Annotated in this window: 22 protein-coding genes and 2 tRNA genes; 11 read left to right on the forward strand and 13 right to left on the reverse strand. The window is 70.8% G+C overall.

The genetic code is table 11. From position 1 onward, the window contains the following. Nucleotides 1-25: 25 nt before the first annotated feature. The 6 genes from U2P90_RS04805 to U2P90_RS04830 form a co-directional block, all read right to left on the reverse strand. A complete protein-coding gene (locus tag U2P90_RS04805; RefSeq protein ID WP_322474023.1) occupies nt 26-1204 on the reverse strand; it encodes a permease prefix domain 1-containing protein in 1179 nt (392 codons plus the stop codon). After that, complete coding sequence (locus tag U2P90_RS04810; protein WP_322474024.1) at nt 1204-2415, reverse strand: permease prefix domain 1-containing protein; 1212 nt, start codon at nt 2413-2415, stop codon at nt 1204-1206. Before U2P90_RS04810 ends, U2P90_RS04805 begins: the two co-directional genes overlap by 1 nt. Then, nucleotides 2412-2741: a PadR family transcriptional regulator gene (locus tag U2P90_RS04815; RefSeq protein ID WP_322474025.1), complete on the reverse strand. Its 330-nt coding sequence runs from the start codon at nt 2739-2741 to the stop codon at nt 2412-2414. Before U2P90_RS04815 ends, U2P90_RS04810 begins: the two co-directional genes overlap by 4 nt. Nucleotides 2742-2849: 108 nt before the next feature. Continuing rightward, the gene (locus U2P90_RS04820; protein WP_322474026.1) at nt 2850-3086 is read right to left on the reverse strand and encodes a hypothetical protein; all 237 of its coding nucleotides are present in this window, start codon (nt 3084-3086) and stop codon (nt 2850-2852) included. Nucleotides 3087-3126: 40 nt separating this feature from the next. Continuing rightward, the gene (locus U2P90_RS04825) at nt 3127-3360 is read right to left on the reverse strand and encodes an antibiotic biosynthesis monooxygenase family protein (RefSeq protein WP_295816974.1); all 234 of its coding nucleotides are present in this window, start codon (nt 3358-3360) and stop codon (nt 3127-3129) included. A 35-nt stretch (nt 3361-3395) separates the two neighbouring features. Next, on the reverse strand, nt 3396-4316 hold the full coding sequence (locus U2P90_RS04830) for a M23 family metallopeptidase (protein ID WP_322474027.1): 921 nt from the start codon (nt 4314-4316) through the stop codon (nt 3396-3398). Nucleotides 4317-4404: 88 nt separating this feature from the next. Between U2P90_RS04830 and truA the strand changes: the two genes are divergently transcribed. Continuing rightward, nucleotides 4405-5214 carry a tRNA pseudouridine(38-40) synthase TruA gene (gene truA / locus U2P90_RS04835; protein ID WP_322474028.1) on the forward strand — a complete coding sequence of 270 codons (810 nt, stop codon included), beginning with the start codon at nt 4405-4407 and terminating at the stop codon, nt 5212-5214. Nucleotides 5215-5230: 16 nt separating this feature from the next. On the opposite strand, the gene U2P90_RS04840 is transcribed toward truA, so the two are convergent. Then, a complete protein-coding gene (locus tag U2P90_RS04840) occupies nt 5231-6373 on the reverse strand; it encodes an acyl-CoA dehydrogenase family protein (protein WP_295816978.1) in 1143 nt (380 codons plus the stop codon). 117 nt (nt 6374-6490) lie between these two features. Between U2P90_RS04840 and U2P90_RS04845 the strand changes: the two genes are divergently transcribed. The 8 genes from U2P90_RS04845 to U2P90_RS04880 all read left to right on the forward strand — a co-directional run bounded on the left by U2P90_RS04845 (nt 6491) and on the right by U2P90_RS04880 (nt 10936). Continuing rightward, complete coding sequence (locus U2P90_RS04845; protein ID WP_295816980.1) at nt 6491-7312, forward strand: AfsR/SARP family transcriptional regulator; 822 nt, start codon at nt 6491-6493, stop codon at nt 7310-7312. A 69-nt stretch (nt 7313-7381) separates the two neighbouring features. Further along, complete coding sequence (locus U2P90_RS04850; protein ID WP_295816982.1) at nt 7382-7801, forward strand: CBS domain-containing protein; 420 nt, start codon at nt 7382-7384, stop codon at nt 7799-7801. Continuing rightward, a complete protein-coding gene (locus U2P90_RS04855) occupies nt 7798-7935 on the forward strand; it encodes a hypothetical protein (protein ID WP_295816985.1) in 138 nt (45 codons plus the stop codon). Before U2P90_RS04850 ends, U2P90_RS04855 begins: the two co-directional genes overlap by 4 nt. A 2-nt stretch (nt 7936-7937) precedes the next feature. After that, a complete protein-coding gene (locus tag U2P90_RS04860; RefSeq protein WP_322474029.1) occupies nt 7938-8474 on the forward strand; it encodes a cytochrome C oxidase subunit II in 537 nt (178 codons plus the stop codon). 3 nt (nt 8475-8477) lie between these two features. After that, nucleotides 8478-10211: a cbb3-type cytochrome c oxidase subunit I gene (locus U2P90_RS04865; protein ID WP_322474030.1), complete on the forward strand. Its 1734-nt coding sequence runs from the start codon at nt 8478-8480 to the stop codon at nt 10209-10211. A 2-nt stretch (nt 10212-10213) separates the two neighbouring features. Next, complete coding sequence (locus tag U2P90_RS04870) at nt 10214-10636, forward strand: c-type cytochrome (RefSeq protein WP_322474031.1); 423 nt, start codon at nt 10214-10216, stop codon at nt 10634-10636. A gap of 75 nt (nt 10637-10711) precedes the next feature. Beyond that, nucleotides 10712-10788 (forward strand) — tRNA-His (locus tag U2P90_RS04875). A gap of 62 nt (nt 10789-10850) precedes the next feature. Then, nucleotides 10851-10936: transfer RNA gene (locus U2P90_RS04880), tRNA-Leu, on the forward strand. Between the two features lie 44 nt (nt 10937-10980). Here U2P90_RS04880 and U2P90_RS04885 read toward each other — a convergent pair. From U2P90_RS04885 to U2P90_RS04900, 4 genes are all read right to left on the reverse strand, one after another. Further along, nucleotides 10981-12651: a polymer-forming cytoskeletal protein gene (locus tag U2P90_RS04885; protein ID WP_380101627.1), complete on the reverse strand. Its 1671-nt coding sequence runs from the start codon at nt 12649-12651 to the stop codon at nt 10981-10983. A gap of 241 nt (nt 12652-12892) precedes the next feature. After that, nucleotides 12893-13378: a cyclic pyranopterin monophosphate synthase MoaC gene (moaC, locus tag U2P90_RS04890; RefSeq protein ID WP_295816996.1), complete on the reverse strand. Its 486-nt coding sequence runs from the start codon at nt 13376-13378 to the stop codon at nt 12893-12895. Continuing rightward, nucleotides 13375-13980 (reverse strand): YceD family protein, encoded by a 606-nt coding sequence (locus U2P90_RS04895; protein ID WP_322474033.1) that lies wholly within the window; start codon nt 13978-13980, stop codon nt 13375-13377. The genes moaC and U2P90_RS04895 overlap by 4 nt, the downstream gene beginning before the upstream one ends. 77 nt (nt 13981-14057) lie before the next feature. Next, nucleotides 14058-15116, reverse strand: a complete 1059-nt coding sequence (locus U2P90_RS04900) for a glucose-1-phosphate thymidylyltransferase (protein ID WP_295817004.1) — start codon at nt 15114-15116, stop codon at nt 14058-14060. A 127-nt stretch (nt 15117-15243) separates the two neighbouring features. Between U2P90_RS04900 and U2P90_RS04905 the strand changes: the two genes are divergently transcribed. Then, complete coding sequence (locus U2P90_RS04905) at nt 15244-15564, forward strand: hypothetical protein (protein ID WP_322474034.1); 321 nt, start codon at nt 15244-15246, stop codon at nt 15562-15564. A gap of 97 nt (nt 15565-15661) precedes the next feature. Beyond that, nucleotides 15662-15991 carry a four-helix bundle copper-binding protein gene (locus tag U2P90_RS04910; RefSeq protein WP_322474035.1) on the forward strand — a complete coding sequence of 110 codons (330 nt, stop codon included), beginning with the start codon at nt 15662-15664 and terminating at the stop codon, nt 15989-15991. 3 nt (nt 15992-15994) lie between these two features. On the opposite strand, the gene U2P90_RS04915 is transcribed toward U2P90_RS04910, so the two are convergent. Further along, nucleotides 15995-16657 (reverse strand): response regulator transcription factor, encoded by a 663-nt coding sequence (locus U2P90_RS04915; RefSeq protein ID WP_322474036.1) that lies wholly within the window; start codon nt 16655-16657, stop codon nt 15995-15997. Beyond that, nucleotides 16654-17910, reverse strand: coding sequence for a sensor histidine kinase (locus U2P90_RS04920; protein ID WP_322474037.1), 1257 nt, complete (start codon nt 17908-17910; stop codon nt 16654-16656). Before U2P90_RS04920 ends, U2P90_RS04915 begins: the two co-directional genes overlap by 4 nt. Between the last annotated feature and the right edge of the window lie 11 nt (nt 17911-17921).

Genomic DNA, 17921 nt, shown 5'->3' on the forward strand with positions numbered 1-17921 from the left:
TGCCTCATGTGCGGCGGGATCGGGTTCACGGTTCCTCGCGGGTGACCTGCGCGGCCGGCACGGGCGTGAGCTTTACGTCGTGCAGGTCGGTGGCGTTCACGGCGTACACCAGAAGCCCGGTGCGTCCCTGGCGGTTCCAATCCAGCAGCATCTTCAGATCGCCTGTCTGCCCGAATGCAACCGTTCCGCAGTCGCACGGCAGTTCCACGGTGCCGCGCTGCGCGGCCCGTACAGCCAGTCCGAACTGGCGGTCCTCCGTCCCGACCAGGGCATACAGCGTGCCGTCCGGGCCCGGCACGGCCAGCCGCGTACGTGAGGCATGCGGGCCATCGTCTGCACTGGAATGCACGGTGGGCACCTCACCCGAACCAGACACGCGCGCCAGCTGGTGTTCGAACTCATCGGCCACGGCCAGTGACACGACGTTCGTGGCCCGCACCGGGCGCGCCGCCGTACCCAACTGCATCCGCGCCGGGCCGAGGTGCAGGATGGGGTTCACGATCCCCGTCAGTTTCAACGTCCCCACGAACGAACCGCGCAGCAGGTTCACCAGCCCCGCCGCGAACACGAACGGGCCAGCCGCCGCCGGGACGGGCACCGTCGCCCCCGTGAGATCCACGCTCTGCCACTGGTCGCCGGGCAGCCGGAACTGCACCCACGAGTCCAGGCCCGGGAGCGTCCGGGTTTCGACCCCGGCTGATTGCAGGGCGGCCAGCACGTCCGGCAGGCTGACCAAGTCGTTCATACTCCCATCGTCCACACGGGCACGGCACGCCGCCTCGTATGCGGCGCGTCCGCCGGCCTTCGCGATGCGCTCCAGCACCATCGTCTGGTCGGCGGGCGAGAAGCGGGCGAGTTTGGCGTCGTCAAAGATGCAGTTCACTTCCACCGGTACGGGAACCGCCTGCACCGTCGGCAGCTGCGCGGCCGCCCGCATGCCCAGCAGGCCCGCCACCCCGAGGAGCAGCGTTACCCGCATCACCTGCGGCCCCGTGTGGACGACGCCCAGCTCACGGGCGATGGCGGCGGGACTGCCCAGATCACGGAGCGCCGCCCGCTCGGCTTCGATCTCGCTCAGGCCGCACAGCCGGTGGCGGTGGATCTTGTCCTCGATTGCGCCGCGCAGTTCCGTCACGGCGTCGCGCTTTTGCTGTCCCCATAGGCCGCGGGTGGCGCGGTGCAGGTAGCGGTCGGTGGCTGACATCACTTGCCTCCTGCGGCTGTGGGGAAGTCCAGCGGCGTGGCGGGCAGCGGATCACCGAGCACGTGACGGAGGTCGGCGCTGTTCAGGCGGTATGCCAGCAAGGCGCGGCGGCCGGCAGCTGTGACGGCTTTGAACTCCTTCAGTGTGCCTACCATGACCGGGCGACCACCGGGCACACCGGATTCCTGCGAGACGTTGGTCGCTACCCGGCTATCGCGGGCGACCTGTACGGAGACCATGTGGCGCGGCGTTCCTGAGGCGCAGGCGGCACACACGAACTGTTCGTTGTCGAGCACTGCGACGTGCGTACCTTCGGGCAGAACCGCACGGAATGTCGAAGACTTTGCGAGGTGACTGGAGTCCAGGAGCAAAAAGCCCAATTCCCCGCCGAGCTGGAGCTCGAACTGTCTGAACAGTGCGCCTGCGTACACGTCGCTGGCCCGCACAGGCGCAGTCCCCGTGCCTAGGCGCAGGCTGGCGGGGCCCACCGTCAAGGTGGGGTTCACGGTGCCGGTGATCTGCAGGGGCACGTCCGTCCGGTCGGCGAGCAGGGTCATGAACGACAGGGTGTCCACGTACTTCTCGCCGCCAACGACCTGCACGCTCTGGCTCAGGTCAAGCAGGCGCGGCGCGTCCGTCGCGGTAAACGCGATGTTGTACAGCCCGGCGCTGCCGGGAAACTGCTGCACGGTCACGCCGCTCGCCCGAAAGGCCGCCCACACGTCCGCGAGTCTCAGCAGCTGGTTGCCGATAGAGGCGGCCGCGTCGGCTTTGCATTGAGCGACGAGCCGCTCACGTCCGCCCGGCTGGGCGAGCTGCGTGCGCGTCGCGGCCGCAGTGTCGGGTGGCAGGCTCGCGAGATACGCGTCATCGAACCGGCAGTTGACCGTCCAGCGGGGGTCGGGAATCGCCCGCACCACGTTGACCTGTGCCAGCGCCTGAAAGCCGAGCAGCCCTGCGACGCCCAGCAGCAGCGTCGTCCGCATCACCTGCGGCCCGCTATGCACCATGCTCAGCTCGCGGGCGATGGCGGCAGGACTCCCCAGGTCACGCAATGCGGCCTGTTCCGCCTCGGCCTCGCTCAGCCCACACAGCCGGTGGCGGTACATCTTGTCCTCGATCGCACCGCGCAGTTCCGTCACGGCTTCGCGTTTCTGCTGGCCCCACAGGCCACGGGTGGCCCGCTTCAGATACCGCTCGACCCCGCTCATGCCCCACCGCCGAGGATGCCGCGCACCGCGCCGGTGAAGCGTTCGTAGCGTTCGCGCTGTGCCCTGAGCTCCTGCTTGCCACTGGGGGTCAGGGTGTAGACCTTGACGGGGCTGCCGCCGCGGGGCAGCACCTGGAAGTCGCCGGTGATGAAGCCCTGTTTCTCCAGGCGGTGCAGGGCGGGGTAGAGGGTGCCCTCGCGCAGGGCGAAGTAGCCGTCCGTGGCGGCCTGCACGTCGGCGATGATCTGGCCGCCGTAGCGGGGGCCCTGGTCGAGGGTGGCGAGGAGGAGGAGGTCGAGGTGGCCTTTGAGCTGCTGGGCATCCATGCGTACGTCCTTTGCCTGTCGCCAGAATGCAGCGACATTGCTTTCCGAGGTATAGGCATCGTAAAGCAAGGGGCATCGGATTACAAGGCCATGCCGGGATCGGTCAGGTCACGGACACAGCACGGCGCGGGGCGCGTGGAGCTGGATCAGGTCGCAGGGCGGGAACGTGTACCGGGGATGCAGGCGGGGCGAATTGAGCACCAGCAGGAGCAGCACGGCCATCACGCCCAGCGCGATCAGCCCCCACACGCGCCAGCTGATCTTCCGCTCCTGCACGGCATAGGTATCCGGAACCGCTGGCCGTTCTGCCGGGTCGCGGGGACTGTCGGGGTCGGCAGTCGTCACCGGGTGCGGCGCTGCGGCTCAGAGGCGCTGGCGTCTGGCATCAGCGCTCGTCCACGGTCTCGAAGGCCCAGCCGCGCACACCGTCCGGCACGTCCAGGCCGGACGCCGGACGATCCCAGCGGCTCATCACGAGGTACAGGCCCGGCTGCTCCTCCGACCACAGCAGTTCGGCGCTCACGAAGCCCGGCTGGCGGGGCAGGGTGGTCAGGAAGCGGCGCAGGGTCGCCAGGGCGTCGTCGCCCCGTCCCTCGACGTAGTGCACGTGTGAAGCCATGCCGCGCAGGCTAGTGCAGGCGCAGGGATTCTGGATCAGTACAGCGTCATCGGATCCCTGGGATCCCAGCGCAGGTAGGTGCCGAAATGCAGGTGCGGCCCCGTGCTGCGCCCCGTATTGCCGACCCGCCCCACCGGCTGCCCCTGGACGACCAGCTCGCCCGCTTTCACCAGATTGGCGCTCAGGTGGGCGTAGCGCGTGATCCAGCCGTCCGGATGCTCCAGCACGACGGTCCAGCCCCAGCCGCGTTCGAAGTCCGGGCGGGATTCCAGCACCCGGCCGGATCGGGCGGCCCGCACCGGCGTACCCACCGGAGCCACGATGTCCACGCCGTAATGGGTCTCGTCCTGGCCCTCCAGGGTGCGCTCGCCGAAGCCGCTGCTGACGGTGTGGTAGCCGCTGACCGGCCAGGTCCAGCCGCCGGTGGGCCGCGCGGTACTGGCCGTGCGGACTGCCACGCGTGGCGCGGCGCTGGCAGAGGGCGTGCTCCCACCGTGCGCCGTGCGGGCCGGAATGGTCAGCACGGCACCCGCCCACACGGGTCTGCCGCCCCGGTAGCGCGGATTGGCGGCGGTCAGCTGCGTCACGGTGATGCCGTACTTGCGGGCGATCACCGTGAGGTTCTGGCCGGCGGTGACCGTATGGGTGGTGGCCTCGAGCCGGCCGTCCGGGATGGTCAGCACCCACCCGGCCTGCACGACGGTCGAGGTGCGCAGCCGGGCATTCGCGGCCCGGATGGCGGCCACGCTGACCCCGCTGCGCACGGCGATGCCACTCAGGGTGTCTCCGGGGCGCACCCGGTATGTGCTGTCCGCCCCCGCGACCGTCCAGCACAGTGCCACGGCCAGCACCGCCCACGCCCGGCGGCTCCTCCTTGCTCCACCACGCGGACAGCTCTGTTCCATCGGTCGGATGTCCAGCCCGGTGCGTGGGCTTTCCACCGGAATCGGTCTCACAGCGCAGAGCATAGCGGTTCCACCGGCAGCACCATGAGTGCGGTTCCATGAGAAGTGCCCGTGGAGACGGCCGCGCTACCCTTCATCTGTGACCACCGACCGCCCCGTGTACGCGCCGCCCGACGGCCACCGGCGACTGCGCTTGACCGTGGCGTGGGACGGCACGCCCTACGCCGGATGGCAGTCCCAGCCGGACACTGTGACCGTGCAGGACACGCTGCACGCGGCGTTCGAGCGCCTGACCCCCGGCGCGTTCCGCGCCGTCGCGGCCGGGCGCACCGATGCGGGTGTCCACGCCGAGGCGATGCCGGTTCATGTGGACGTGCCCGCCGATTTCCGCGTGCCGGCCCCGAAGCTCGCCCGCGCCCTGAACGCGCACCTGCCGCCCAGTGTGGCCGTGCTGGACGCCGCCGACGCGCCGCCCGGCTTCCACGCCCGGTTCTCCTGTACGCAGCGCCGATACATATACCGCGTGCTGGCGGCCCCGCAGCGCCACCCGCTGTGGCATGGTCGCGCCCTGCACGTGCCGCAGCGTCTGGACGCCGCCGCCATGAACGCCAGCGCCGCGCACCTGACCGGCACGCACGACTTCGCCGCCTTCGCCACCCGGGAGGAGCGGGACACCCTGCGGGAACTGCACGCCCTGCACGTCGTCCCCGGTTCCCTGATCTGGGAGATCCACGTGCACGGCGAGAGCTTCCTGCGCCACATGGTGCGTGGGCTGGTCGGCACGCTGCTGCTGGTGGGGCAGGGGAGAGTGGGGCCAGACGGTGTCCGGGCGATCCTGCGCTCCGGCGACCGTGCCCAGGCCGGGGCGAACGTGCCCGCGCACGGCCTGTACTTCGCGGGGGCGGAGTACGCGGGGTTTGGGAAGACCGGGGCGGCCAGCACGACGTAGCGCTCCGGGGAATCCCTCAGCGCAGCAGGTCGCCCGCGATGATGATCTTCTGGATCTCAGAGGTGCCCTCGTAGATCCTGAGCAGCCGCTGGTCGCGGTAGTAACGCTCCACGGGGCTGTCCTTCATGTAGCCCATGCCCCCCGCGACCTGCACGGCCTTGTCGGCGACCTGCGAGAGCATCTCCGTGGCGTGGTACTTGGCCACACTCGCCATGCGGCGCACGTCCTGGCCCTGATCGACCATCCACGCGACTTTCTGCCACAGCACGCGGCTGGTCACTGTGGCGATCTCCATCTCGGCCAGCATGAACTGCACGGCCTGGAACTCCGCGATGGGCTGCCCGAACTGCTCGCGGGTCTTGGCATGCGCCACGCTCAGATCCAGCAGGCGCTGCATGGCCCCGGTGCTGCGGGCCGCGATGCCCACCCGGCCGTTGGTCAGGATGCCCAGCGCCTCGCGGTAGCCCAGGTGCTCCGGCCCCAGCAGGTTCGCGGCCGGGATCTCGGCGTCCTGGAAGATCACCTCGGCGCTCAGGGCGCCCTTCTGGCCCATCTTCTCGTCGATCTTGCCGATGCTCACGCCGGGCGTGGTCTGCGGCTCGACCAGGAAGGCGCTCATGCCCTTCGTGCCCCGTGTGGGGTCGGTGATGGCGATGACGGTGAGCAGTCCGGCGATGGGCGCGTTGCTGATGTAGTGCTTGGTGCCGTTCAGGACGTAGGTGTCGCCACGTTTCTCGGCTCTGGTGCGGATGTTCGCGGCGTCGCTGCCGGAACTGGGCTCGGTGATGGCGAAGCCCGCAACGCACTCGCCCGTGGCCATGCGCGGCAGGAAACGCCGCTTCTGCTCGTCGTTCCCGAGTTTGACCAGACCGCTGGTGCCGATGCTCGCGTGGGCACTGATGACCCCACCGAAGCCCATGTGGCCCATGCCCAGCGCCTCGTAGGCGGCGCAGCGGCCCAGTGCTCCCAGGCCCACGCCGCCGTACTCCTCGGGGATGCTCAGGCCGAACAGGCCCAGGCTGGCGGCCTCGGCGAGCAGTTCCGGCGGCACGCGGTTCGTCTCCTCGATCTCGTGGGCACGGGGCTCCACGCGGCCCAGCATGAAGTCGCGGATGGTCGCCTGCACGTCGCGCAGGTCTTCAGGCAGCTGGAAATCCATGGATGTCCAGACTAGCTCCGGCAGCCCCGGCGTGTGGGGGCGTTCCGGGCGGCTGGACAGGCCACACCGGGGCTGTTGTCCGGCCGGGCGGGTGCACACTGTGGGCAGGAGGTCACCATGACGACCACCCCCACCCCGCCCCCACCGGCCCTGCTGCTGCGTTCCCTGGGCCAGCCCGATGTGCTCGTGAACGGCCGGCGGGTCGTCTGGCCGGCCCGCAGCGCCGAGGAACTGCTGTGGTTCCTGCACGCCCACCCGGAGGGCGCACACCGCCACGTCCTGCTCGACGCCCTGTGGGGTCTGGAGGACACCCCGGCCGCCGCCAACCGCTTCCGGGTGGCGCTGCACCGCCTGCGCACCACACTGGGTCGCCCGGACGCGGTCACCGAGCACCAGGGCCGCTACCACCTGCACCCGGACGTGGTGGCCGCCAGCGACACCGCTGCCCTGCACCGCGCGCTCACGGCGTCGCGGGCATCGGGCAACATCCAGGAGCGGGAGGCGCTGTTGCGTCAGGCACTCGCCAGTGCGGGGGGCGAGTATCTGCCCCACCTGACCGGCGACTGGGTCGAGGCGGCCCGCAGTGCCCACCGCGCCGCCCTGGTCGAGGCGAACCTGACGCTCTCGCTGCTGCACTGCGAGGCGCGGGAATGTCCCCTGGCCGCCCAGGCCCTGCTGCGGGCCGCCGAGACCGATCCCCTGATCGGCGAGGATCAGCACCAGCGGCTGATGGCCTGCCTGGCCACCACGCGCGGGAAGTACGCCGCGATCGAGCATTACCGCCGCTACCGCGCGTACCTGGCGAACGAACTCGGGGACACGCCCATGCCCGATACCGTGGCGTTCGCCGAGCGGCTCAAGCACGGCGAGCAGCCCTGCGCGCACGCGGCCTTCGTGCCCGAGGGTCAGCCCGGCACGCCGCCGCCGCCCGGCCGCTGACCCGGTCTGGCCGTGGAGCCGTAATGCGCCGGTAACAGGTGTCCCCGAACCTCCGGGCAGGAGGACACCATGCTCGTACACGAACTCATGACGGCTCCACCGGTCACCGCGCCCCCCTCGTTGCCCCTGCCGGACGCCGCCCACCTGATGCGCTCGCGCGGGATCCGCCGCCTGCCGGTCGTCGACGGCAGCGTTCTGGTCGGCATCCTGACCGACCGGGACGTGCGCGAGGCGCTGCCCAGCCGCCTGAGCACCCTGTCACCGTGGGAGGCGACCACGCGGCTCGCGGCGGTCAGTGTGGCGGACGTCATGCGCCGCTCGGTGCTGACCACGACTCCCGAGGCAGACGCCCGCGACGCGGCCGGCACCATGCTCTCGCACCGCGTGGGGGCCCTGCCGGTCATCGATGACAGCGGGCACGTGATCGGCGTGCTCAGCGTGACGGACGTCCTGCGCGATTACGCCCGCCCGCCCGAGGTGAGCGCGTGAGCCCCCGATCCGGTGACCACGCCGCCGGGCGGGGCCGCGCTCCGCTGGGCACCCTGGCAGTCGTGGGAACCCTGCTGCTGGCCATCAGCACGCTGTGGCTGCTGGTGCTCGGCATCCTGGCCGGCCGGGCATAGGCATGGCCCCGCCGCCTTCCCCGGCCGCGTCGGGCCTCGACCACCGCACCCTGGAGACCTGGGAGACGATCTGGGGCGGGCTGTCGCTGGTGCTGGTCTGGCTGCTGTTCGTGGGCGTGATCGCCAGCATGATCAGCGGCACCTTCCCGCAGCTTTCCGGTGGCGGACACGCAGCGGTGGGTCGCGGCCGCATCGATCCTGCGCAGCTGGAGGTCACGCCGTTTGCCCGTCCGGGGCTCGTGCGAACCGCCCAGGGCCTGGAGCTGTACATCGTCGCGCGGTCGTTCACGTTCACGCCGGCCGTGGTGCACGTGCCCGCCGACACGCCCATCACCGTCCACGTCACCTCGGTGGATGTCGTGCACGGCTTCCAGGTCACGGGCACGACCATCAATGACGAGATCCTGCCCGGCCACGTCGCCAGCTTCACCGTCACCTTCCGTCATCCCGGCGCGCAGGACGTGATCTGCAACGAGTACTGCGGGGCCGGCCACCACACCATGATGACCCGCTTCATCGTCGACCCGAAGGAGAACTGAACCGTGACCACCCTTCCAGCCCTCCCTGCGCCGGGCACGCCGTCCGGCCTGGACACGGCGTCCCTGACCGGCCTCAAGCGCGTGGCCCAGTACTACGTCGTCACGGCCTTCCTGGCACTGCTGATCGGCGTCCTGATCGGGCCGCTCCAGGCGCTGAACTACGCCGGCATCGACGCGTACCCGGCCGTCGCCCGGATTCCGCTGCTGCGCAACATCATCGGCTCGTACTACCAGGGCCTCACGCTGCACGGCGTGCTAAATGCGCTGGTCTTCACGCATTTCTTCACGTCCGGGTGGCTGCTGTACCTGCCGCTGCGTGCCCTAGACGTGCGCCCCAGTCTGAACTTCGCGTGGTTCACGTACTGGATGATGCTCGTGGGCCTCCTCACCGCCGCCGTGCCGCTCCTGAGGAACGACGCGACGGTGCTGTACACCTTCTACCCGCCCATGGAGGCCAGTCCGGTGTTCTACATCGGTGCGGCCGTCATGGTCGCCGCGAGCCTGCTGGTCGCCGGACAGGTGATCCTCGCCTGGATCGGCTGGAAACGGACGCATCCCGGGCAGGTCACGCCGGTCGTGGCCTACATGGGGGTCGCCACGTGGCTGATGTGGGTGATTGCCGCGCTGGGGCTGGTGACCGAGGTCGTGGGGCTGCTGATCCCGTGGTCGCTGGGTCTGACCGCCGGCGTCGATCCGCTGCTGGCCCGCACGCTGTTCTGGTGGACGGGCCATCCCATCGTGTACTTCTGGCTGCTGCCTGCATACGTGTCGTGGTACGCCTTCCTGCCGCGTCAGGCCGGCGGCCGTCTGGCCTCCGAGGGGCTGGCCCGGCTGGCCTTCGCGCTGTTCCTGGTCTTCAGCGTGCCGGTGGGCCTGCACCACCAGTACGCCGATCCGAACATCAGCAGCGCGTGGAAGACCATCCACATGTTCCTGACCTTTCTGGTGGCCGTGCCCAGCCTGCTCACGGCCTTCAGTGTCGCCGCCGCGCTGGAGGACGCGGCCCACGCCCGTGGCGGCCGGGGCGTGCTGGGCTGGGTGCGTTTCCTGAACTGGCGCGACGCCTCCATGACCGGGCAGGTGCTTGCCATGGTCAGCTTCATCTTCGGCGGCGCGGGTGGCATCGTGAACGCCAGCTACGCCTTCGCGCCCATCGTCCACAACACCGCGTGGATCCCCGGGCACTTCCACATCACGGTCGGCACGGCCACCACCCTGAGCTTCATGGCGATCACGTTCTGGCTCGTGCCGCACCTGACGGGCAAGCGGCTCCAGTCACCGCGCCTCGCGCTCCCCAGTGTGTGGCTGTGGTTCGCCGGCATGATGCTCTTCGCTGTCGGCATGCACTGGCAGGGCCTCGCGGGGGTGCCCCGCCGCAGTCACCTGAGCGCCGCCTCGCAGGGCGTGTACGACGCCATGCAGATCGCCGTGCCCCGGGCCCTCACGGGGATCAGCGGGGTCGTGCTGCTCATTGCCGCGCTGCTGTACTTCTGGGTGCTGCTGCGCACGCTGCTCTCGCCCCGGATGGACGACCCGGAGGCGACCGCCATACCCACCAGTGACGCCATCAGTCCATCCAGTCCCACCCTGGCGGGGGCGAGCGCCCTGGTGCGGCGCACCGAGCCGCTCCTGGCCCTCGCTGGGGCGGCCCTGCTGCTGACCCTGCTGGTCTACCTGCCCGTGATCGGCCCCATGATCGCCGCGTATCAGGCTGTGCCGGGCCACAGGCTGTGGTGAACATGTCAGGCCACACAGACCAGCGTTACAGTGTCAGCGAGATCGCCAGCGTGCTCGGGTTCCTCGTGGTCGGCGTCGTCCTGGGCGTCGGGGCGTACCGGGCAGGCGGACGTCTGGCGGGCACCGGCAGCGTGGCCACCGTCAGCGCCGCACCGGCCGGGATCACCCCGGACGGCGTGGCCCTGTATGCGGCCAACTGCGCCGGTTGCCACGGCCCGCATGCACAGGGTGGGGTCGGCCCCGGCCTGCGCGCAGCGGCCGCCTGGAACAGCGCACAGTTCGCCCACGCCGTGCTGAACGGTCGGGCCCCGGAGCGCACCCTGGGCACCGTCATGCCGCGCTTTGCCACCACCGGGATGGACGGCCAGCCACCGACCGACGCACAGGTCGCGGCCCTCCATGCCTTCCTGAAGACGCTGCCCTGAATGGCCCGGCACCCGCCCGGACATTGACACCCCGCCGATCCGCGTCTAGGATGTGTGGGCCTGAGAGGGCACGCGGTGGGTTTAGCTCAGCTGGTTAGAGCGCCGCTCTGTGGAAGCGGAGGCCGTGGGTTCAAGTCCCATAATCCACCCCACACCACTCCGGCCTCAGGCACCCGCCCGGGGCCGGATTTCTTTGAGCTGGACACGCAGGCGTGCGGGGATGGCGGAACTGGTAGACGCACCAGACTTAGGATCTGGTTCCCGGAGGGAGTGAGGGTTCAAGTCCCTTTCCTCGCACCAGCACAGGGGCGGTTCTTCCCGGACGGGCGGAACCGTCCCTGCCTTTAGGCGGCCCCGGTCACCCGCCCCTGCCCACGCGTGAGCAGCAGCGTACCCGCGCCCCACGTGCCGCCGACCAGCGCGACACTCAGGGCCAGGGGGGGCGAGCCCAGGGTGGCCGCCACGACGCTCAGGCCCAGCAGGGCGCCGACGGCGTCCGGGACGGGCAGGTGCAGTCGGTGGGCCACGGTGCGTCCGGCGTCGTAGGCACTGACGCTCAGGCCGATGGCGATCAGGACCGTGGCCAGGGCACACGCGATCAGCGCCGGCCCCAGCAGGCCCACCACGGCCAGCAGGCCTGCCGGCAGCAGCAGGGCGGCGAGCACCAGCACCCCCAGGGCCAGGGTGCGCACCGGGGCGTGCCGTTGCCGCCGGGCGAGCAGGGGAGCCAGATTCGCCACGAACAGCAGCAGCAGGGCTCCACCGGTCAGGGTGATGAACACCTGTGGCCACGCGGCGCTGCCCAGCCAGCCCAGCACTGGCCGGAAGGCGGCGGCGGTCGCCATGCCGATGCCGTCGGGCGGCGCGGTCTGCAGGGCACCCGGATCACCGGGGACGTGGCCCAGCAGGGCGCTCACGTGCCCGCTGACCTGGGCACCGGGCGTGCGGTGGACATCGCCCAGCAGCGTCACGACCTCGCCGTTCACGCGGGCATCCGGCCGCAGGGTGATGTTGCCGCCCACGGTGATGATGTTGCCCTCGACCGGGCCGCTGACGGTCACATCCTGCCCGAAGCGCACGTCGCCACGCGCCATGACGTCGCCCAGCGCAGGCAGGGTGAGCACGGCGCTCACGGCGAACGCCCCCGCACCGGCCCACTGCATGGACGGCCAGGGCCGCCACGTCACCAGGATGGAGGTCAGCAGCAGCAGGGCCAGCCCCAGGCCCGCCAGGGGAGAGACCTGCGCGATCAGGGTCTGCATGACCAGCGCGCCGGCCGCCAGATTCGGCCACGCGGTCGTGACGGCCAGCAGGGTCAGCCCGGCCATCAGGGCGATCACCAGCGCCAGTGGAGCGGGATTGTGCCGGGGGCGCAGCGGCGTCGACCAGCGCCGGGGGACGCCGGAGCCGGCCAGGGCTGCCGCGCCCGGATCCGGGCGCGCGGACAGGTCAGGGTCGGCCTGCACGCGGGCGATCACGCTGGCCGCCACGGACGGCACGGACACCGGAGGCCGCTCCAGCCGCACGGCCCACGCCACATCGGACGCGACGGCGGCGGCCACGCTGCCGGGGAGCACCGGCCTGGACAGCGTGCCGATCACGGCGGCAGCCCGGATGTCCGCCACGGCAGCGGCGGCCACCGAGCGGGGCGGGGGAGGCGGCGTCATCCGGGCCGCCAGGGCGATGTCGGCGGCGACCGTGGCCGCCACGGGGCGCGCCGGTGCCGGGAGTGGGGCCGACGTCAGGGTGGCGGACAGGGCGATCTCGGCACTGACGGTGCGGGCCAGCGCCGTGGGAAGGTGGGGCGGCGGCAGGTCGCGCAGCAGGGTCGTCGCGTGGGCCAGGGCCAGGCGCTGGCGCTCCAGGCGCGCCTGATCCGGCAGGGCCAGCAACGCCTCGCGCTCCTGGGCGTTCAGGTCACCGTCGGCCTCACGGTGCAGCAGATCCAGGCGGGCCCGGGTCTGGCGGGCGTCGTCGCCCGGCCCGCTCAGGTTGTCTCGATGCTCCACGCCCATACTGTTCCTTTACGTCGAAGGATTCCCCGGAGTTCCCGGCGGCGCTGCCCCTGTCTGGGTGGGTGATGAGACGGTGGGGTCAGCCGCCGGTTCCTGGCTCCCAGTGTGCGGCCCATCCCCTGACGGCCACCTTTCAGACAGCCGGGTCGGGCACCGGTTCAGCCGTGGTGTCCAGCGATCCGGAATGCGCACGGTGAGGGTTGCCGGGCAGCACAGTCCCGCCTCGTTCCTGGGTCTGCGCTCAGGGGGCGGCGCGGTAGTCGCCGCTCTTGCCGCCGGTCTTGGCGAGCAGGCGCACGCCCGTGATCTCGATGGCCTTGCTGGCGGCCTTGAGCATGTCATACACGTTCAGCGCGGCCACCGTGGCGGCGGTCAGCGCCTCCATCTCCACGCCGGTCGGGGCGGTCGTGCGCACGGTCGCCTGGACGCGCACCCCGGCGTCCTCCAGGGTCACCTCGACCTCTGCGCCGGTCACGGGAATGGGGTGGCACAGCAGGATCAGGTCGGCGGTGCGCTTGCTGCCGGCCAGGCCGCCCAGCCGGGCCACCACCAGGGGGTCACCCTTGGGATTGGTGCCCCCCAGCAGGGCGGCCCTGGCCTCGGGCGGCAGCACGACCCAGGCCTCGGCCGTGGCGGTGCGCGTGGTGGCGGTCTTGTCGGTCACGTCCACCATGCGCGGCAGGCCGTCCCGGAAGTGGGTCAGCTCGGGTGGGGCGTCGGTACTCACTTGTCCTCGGGCAGCTTCAGGTCGGCCAGGGCCGCGAAGGGGTTCTGCTTGGCATGTGTGGTGCCCTCGGGGATGCCCAGGTCGTCGTCGATCTCCTCGACCGGCACCTGCGCCATGTGCTCGCAAGGGCCGTCGTTCAGGTCGTGGCCACACACCTGACACAGCCCCCTGCACGCGGGATCGTGCAGCACGCTCAGGGGCGCGGCCAGCAGCGTGGTCTCGGCCAGGTAGGCGCTGAGATCCAGATTCGGATCGCCGAACACCAGCACCTCCTCGCCGGACTCGGCCTCCTCCAGATACGGGGCGTCGGCCGACGGCTCGTAGCGCATCATGGTGCCCAGCGTGATCTCCAGCGGCACCTCCACCGGGCGCAGGCAGCGGGCACAGTCCATGACCAGGGTCGGCTCGAAACTGCCCTGGAGATACATCTCGTGGCCGCCCAGCGAATTGACGTCCACGTCGTAGGCGGCGTCCGTGGCGAAGGTCAGGGTCTGGGTCTGTCCGCCCTGTTCGTACTCGAGGTGATCCAGGGTACCGTCTGCGTGCGCGTCCTCGTCGGCGCGCAGCAGGGAACCCAGATGAATGCGGGGCGAATCGGTCATCCCCCCATGATAGGGCGTGCCCGGCCCCGTGACCGTGCGGGCCTCGCCCTGGGCCGTTGTGCCTGCGCCGCCGCGCCCTACACCAGTTCGACGACGCTCGCGTCCGAGATGGTCAGCTTGTGGGTCCGCGGCATGGTGCGGTCGCCCCGCACCTGCGCCCGCACGCCGATCAGGCAGTCCTGCAGCCGGCGGTGCACCGATTCCACGCTCGCGCCCTCGTCCAGCACCGAGTGTTCGACCTCGGCGGCGCGGATGATGCTGCCCTTGCCAATGCTGGTGAACGGCCCGATGTAGGCGTCCTCGATGATCACGCCCTCGGCCAGCAGCACCGGCCCCACGATCTTGCTGCGCGTCACGCGGGCGGTCGGCGGCACCACCACGCGCCCGGTCAGGATGGAATCCTCGACGGTGCCCCGGATGTCGGTCTCGATCCGCTCCAGCAGCAGGCGGTTGGCGTCCAGCAGATCCGACGGGCGGCCCGTGTCCTTCCACCAGCCCTTCACGGCCTGTCCGACCACGTTCGCGCCCCGCTCGATCAGGCCCTGGATCCCGTCGGTGATCTCGTATTCACCGCGTGCCGAGGGCGGCATGCCGTCCAGCACCGTGAAGATCTCGGGCGTGAAGCAGTACAGGCCCGCGACTGCCATGTTGCTGGGCGGGTTCTTGGGTTTCTCCACCAGCCGGGTGATCCGGTCGCCGTTCATCTCGGCCACGCCGAAGGACGTGGGATCCTCGACCTCGACCAGCGCGATCAGCGCGGCCGGGCGCTCGGCCTGGAACTGCTCCACGAAGGGGAGGGCCCCGAATTCGAAGAGGTTGTCCCCCAGGTACACGCAGAAATCCGAGTCGCCGACCCACTCGCGGGCGATCAGCACGGCGTGGCCCAGGCCCAGCTGCTCGTGCTGGTTGATCAGGGTGATCTCCACGCCCGTCACGTTGCGCAGCGCGTGCTGGATCTCCTCACGTGTGATGTCCGAGACGACCACACCGATATCCGTGATGCCGGCCGTCTGCAGCGTCCGGATGGCGTGGCGGATGATGGGCTGGCCAGCCACCCGCAGGACGGGTTTGGGACGCGTATAGGTCAGGGGGCGCAGGCGCGTTCCCAGACCAGCCGCAGGAATGATGGCTTTCACTCCGGGAGTCTAGTGGAGTGGAGATGACAATGCGCTTAACCTCTACCAACGTTCGGTGTGCAGGAATGCCCAACGTCTGACGCGGCCTCCTCACCGGGTTCACGTGTCCGGCTGCTCAGATGGCCCGATGAACGACCCGAGCCCGGACATCATTCTGCGTGGCGCGTGGCGTGGGCAGCCTGGCGCTCCCGACCGCACCTTTCACGGCACCGTGGTGCAGTCGTCCCACCCCCAGGTTCCCGTGGATGCCGGTATAAGCGTGACCTTCGAGCACAGCGGATCGCGTGTCACCGGCGCGTCCGACCACGGCACCTATGTCCTGCACCTCGCCGGCCCGTCCAGCATCCGGGTGGTGCTGTCGCGGTTCAGCAGCCAGGCCGCCTCCAGCACCCACGCCCACGACGAGACCAGCGACGACGAGTGGTATGCCCTGCCTGCCCGGCCCTGACCTGCGGCCGGAGCTCACCGGAGCGAGGCCGCTGACCCTCAATCCCTGCTGAATCTCCGTCTTACCTACCCGGCAGGAGTGCGTGCCACGGTGACCTATGAACGAACAGCAGATCCGTGCGTGTATCGACGCCTGTCTGGCCTGCGTGGAGGCCTGTGAGACCTGCGCCACCGCGTGCCTGGACGAGCCCGATATCGACATGATGCGCGCGTGCATCCGGCTGGATCGGGACTGCGCGGACGTGTGCGCCACCACGGCCCGGCTGCTCATGCGGGGCAGCGACCTGCACCCCCAGGCGTGTGCCCTGTGCGCCGAGGCGTGCGCGGCGTGCGCCGCCGAGTGCGGGAAGCATGACCACGGCCACTGCCAGCGCTGTGCCGCCGCGTGCCGTGCCTGTGAGGCCGCGTGCCGTGTCCTGGCGGCGTGAGGTCTACAGCAGCTGGATTTCCATGGCCCGCAGCACCGCCCGGGTGCGGTCGCGCACGCCCATCTTGGACAGGATGTTCGACACGTAGCACTTGATGGTGCCCTCGGTCGTGGTGATCAGGCCGGCGATCTCCCGGTTCGAGTACCCGCCGGCCATCAGGCGCAGCACCTCGCGCTCGCGTTCGGTCAGGGCGACATGGTCTTCCGGCCGAACCGGCGGAGGCGTCTCGGTGCCGCGCACGCGCTCCGTGCAGACCGGCTGGAGCCAGCGTCCCCCGCCCGCCACGGTGCGGATCGCCCGCAGCAGGATCTCCAGCGACACGTCCTTGAGCAGGTAGCCGCGTGCACCGGCCTGCACGCCCTGGATCAGCAGCTCGTCGTCGTCGAAGGTGGTCAGGATCAGGGTGGGGGGCAGGGTACCGCACGCGCCCAGCGCGCGCAGGACGCCCAGCCCATCCAGCTGGGGCATCCGGTAGTCGAGCAGCAGCACGTCGGGGCGCACGTCCGCGACCACCGTCAGCGCCTGGGCACCGTCCTCGGCCTCCGCCACCACCTGCATGTCGCCGGACAGGCCCAGCATGGCCTTGAGCCCGTGGCGCACCAGCGTCTGATCCTCGGCGATGCAGATCCGGATCAGGCCGGGCTGCGCGTTGAGTGTGCCGCTCACGCGCCACTCCGCAGCGGCAGGGCGGCCGTCAGCTCCACACCGCGCCCCACGGGTGTCTGCACGTCCAGCGTGCCGCCCAGTGCCTCCAGCCGCTCGCGCATGCCGCTCAGGCCGCAGCCGAAGTGCAGCCCCGGTACGCCGGGGCCGTCGTCGCGGGCGTGCAGCTGTACCCGCGTGGCCTCGCAGTGGAGCTCCAGCCACACCTGCGTGGCGTGGGCGTGCCGGGCCGCGTTCGTGACCATCTCCTGGGCACAGCGCAGCAGCGTCCGTGCCACCACCGGGCACTCCAGCCGGAGATCCGGCGGCAACGCCACATGCACCGTCAGGGCCGCGCCCTGCGTCATGGCGCGCAGTTCCACCGGGAAGTCGCAGCCGGCGTCGTCCCGCATGCCGCGCACGGCCGTCCGCACGTCGCCCAGCAGCTGCCGCGCCACGTCCTGCGCGGTGTGGACGTGCTCCCGCGCCGGGCTGTCGGGCAGCAGGTGGTGGGCGACCTGGAGATGCATGCCCAGTCCGGTCAGGTGGTGGCCCAGCAGGTCATGCAGATCCCGCGAGATCTGCAGGCGCTCGGCGCGTCGGCTCGCGTCGGCCAGCAGGGCCCGCGTCGCGTGCAGTTCCTCGACCACCTGCGCCAGGGCGCGGCGGGCCTGCACCTCGCGCACCGCCGTCTGGGCGGTCGTCACGGCGAAGAGCTGGAAGACCAGGTAGCCGCTGGCAAAGGCCCATGCATCCAGATCGTGCTTCCAGTGTGTGAGGAGCACGCAGGCCAGCGCTCCGCTCTGCACCAGCACCCACGCGGTCGCGTGCGGCCACGGCAGCAGCAGCCCCACCTGGGCGGCCACCACGATCAGCAGCCCCGCCTGGATGGAACTGCCGTGCAGCAGCGCGTTCGCGCTGAGGGCCAGCACGGTCTGCAGGCCCAGCAGCAGCAGCGTCTCCCGGCGTGCCGCCGGTGTGCGCGGCGGCCGACATGCCAGCAGGAAGGCGATCACGAAGGCCACGCCGCTCACCGCCCAGTGGCCGACCTCGATCCGCTGGAGGTGGTCACGTACCGGCTCGACCAGCAGCGAGTGGGCCGACAGGGCCAGCCACAGGCCGACCCCGGTCACGCGCACCACCCGGCGGATCTCGTGCTCGGCGTCGTGGTCGGGCGACAGGGCAGACGCCGCGGGCGCACCGGGGGTGGCACGCGGCGCGGCGGTCAGGCGGTCGGGCCAGGGAACAGCGGCGGCAGGCGCGGTGGACACAGGCATGTTCGGCTCCT

Origin of the sequence: Deinococcus sp. AB2017081 (assembly GCF_034440735.1) — a bacterium.
Classification (GTDB): domain Bacteria; phylum Deinococcota; class Deinococci; order Deinococcales; family Deinococcaceae; genus Deinococcus; species Deinococcus rufus.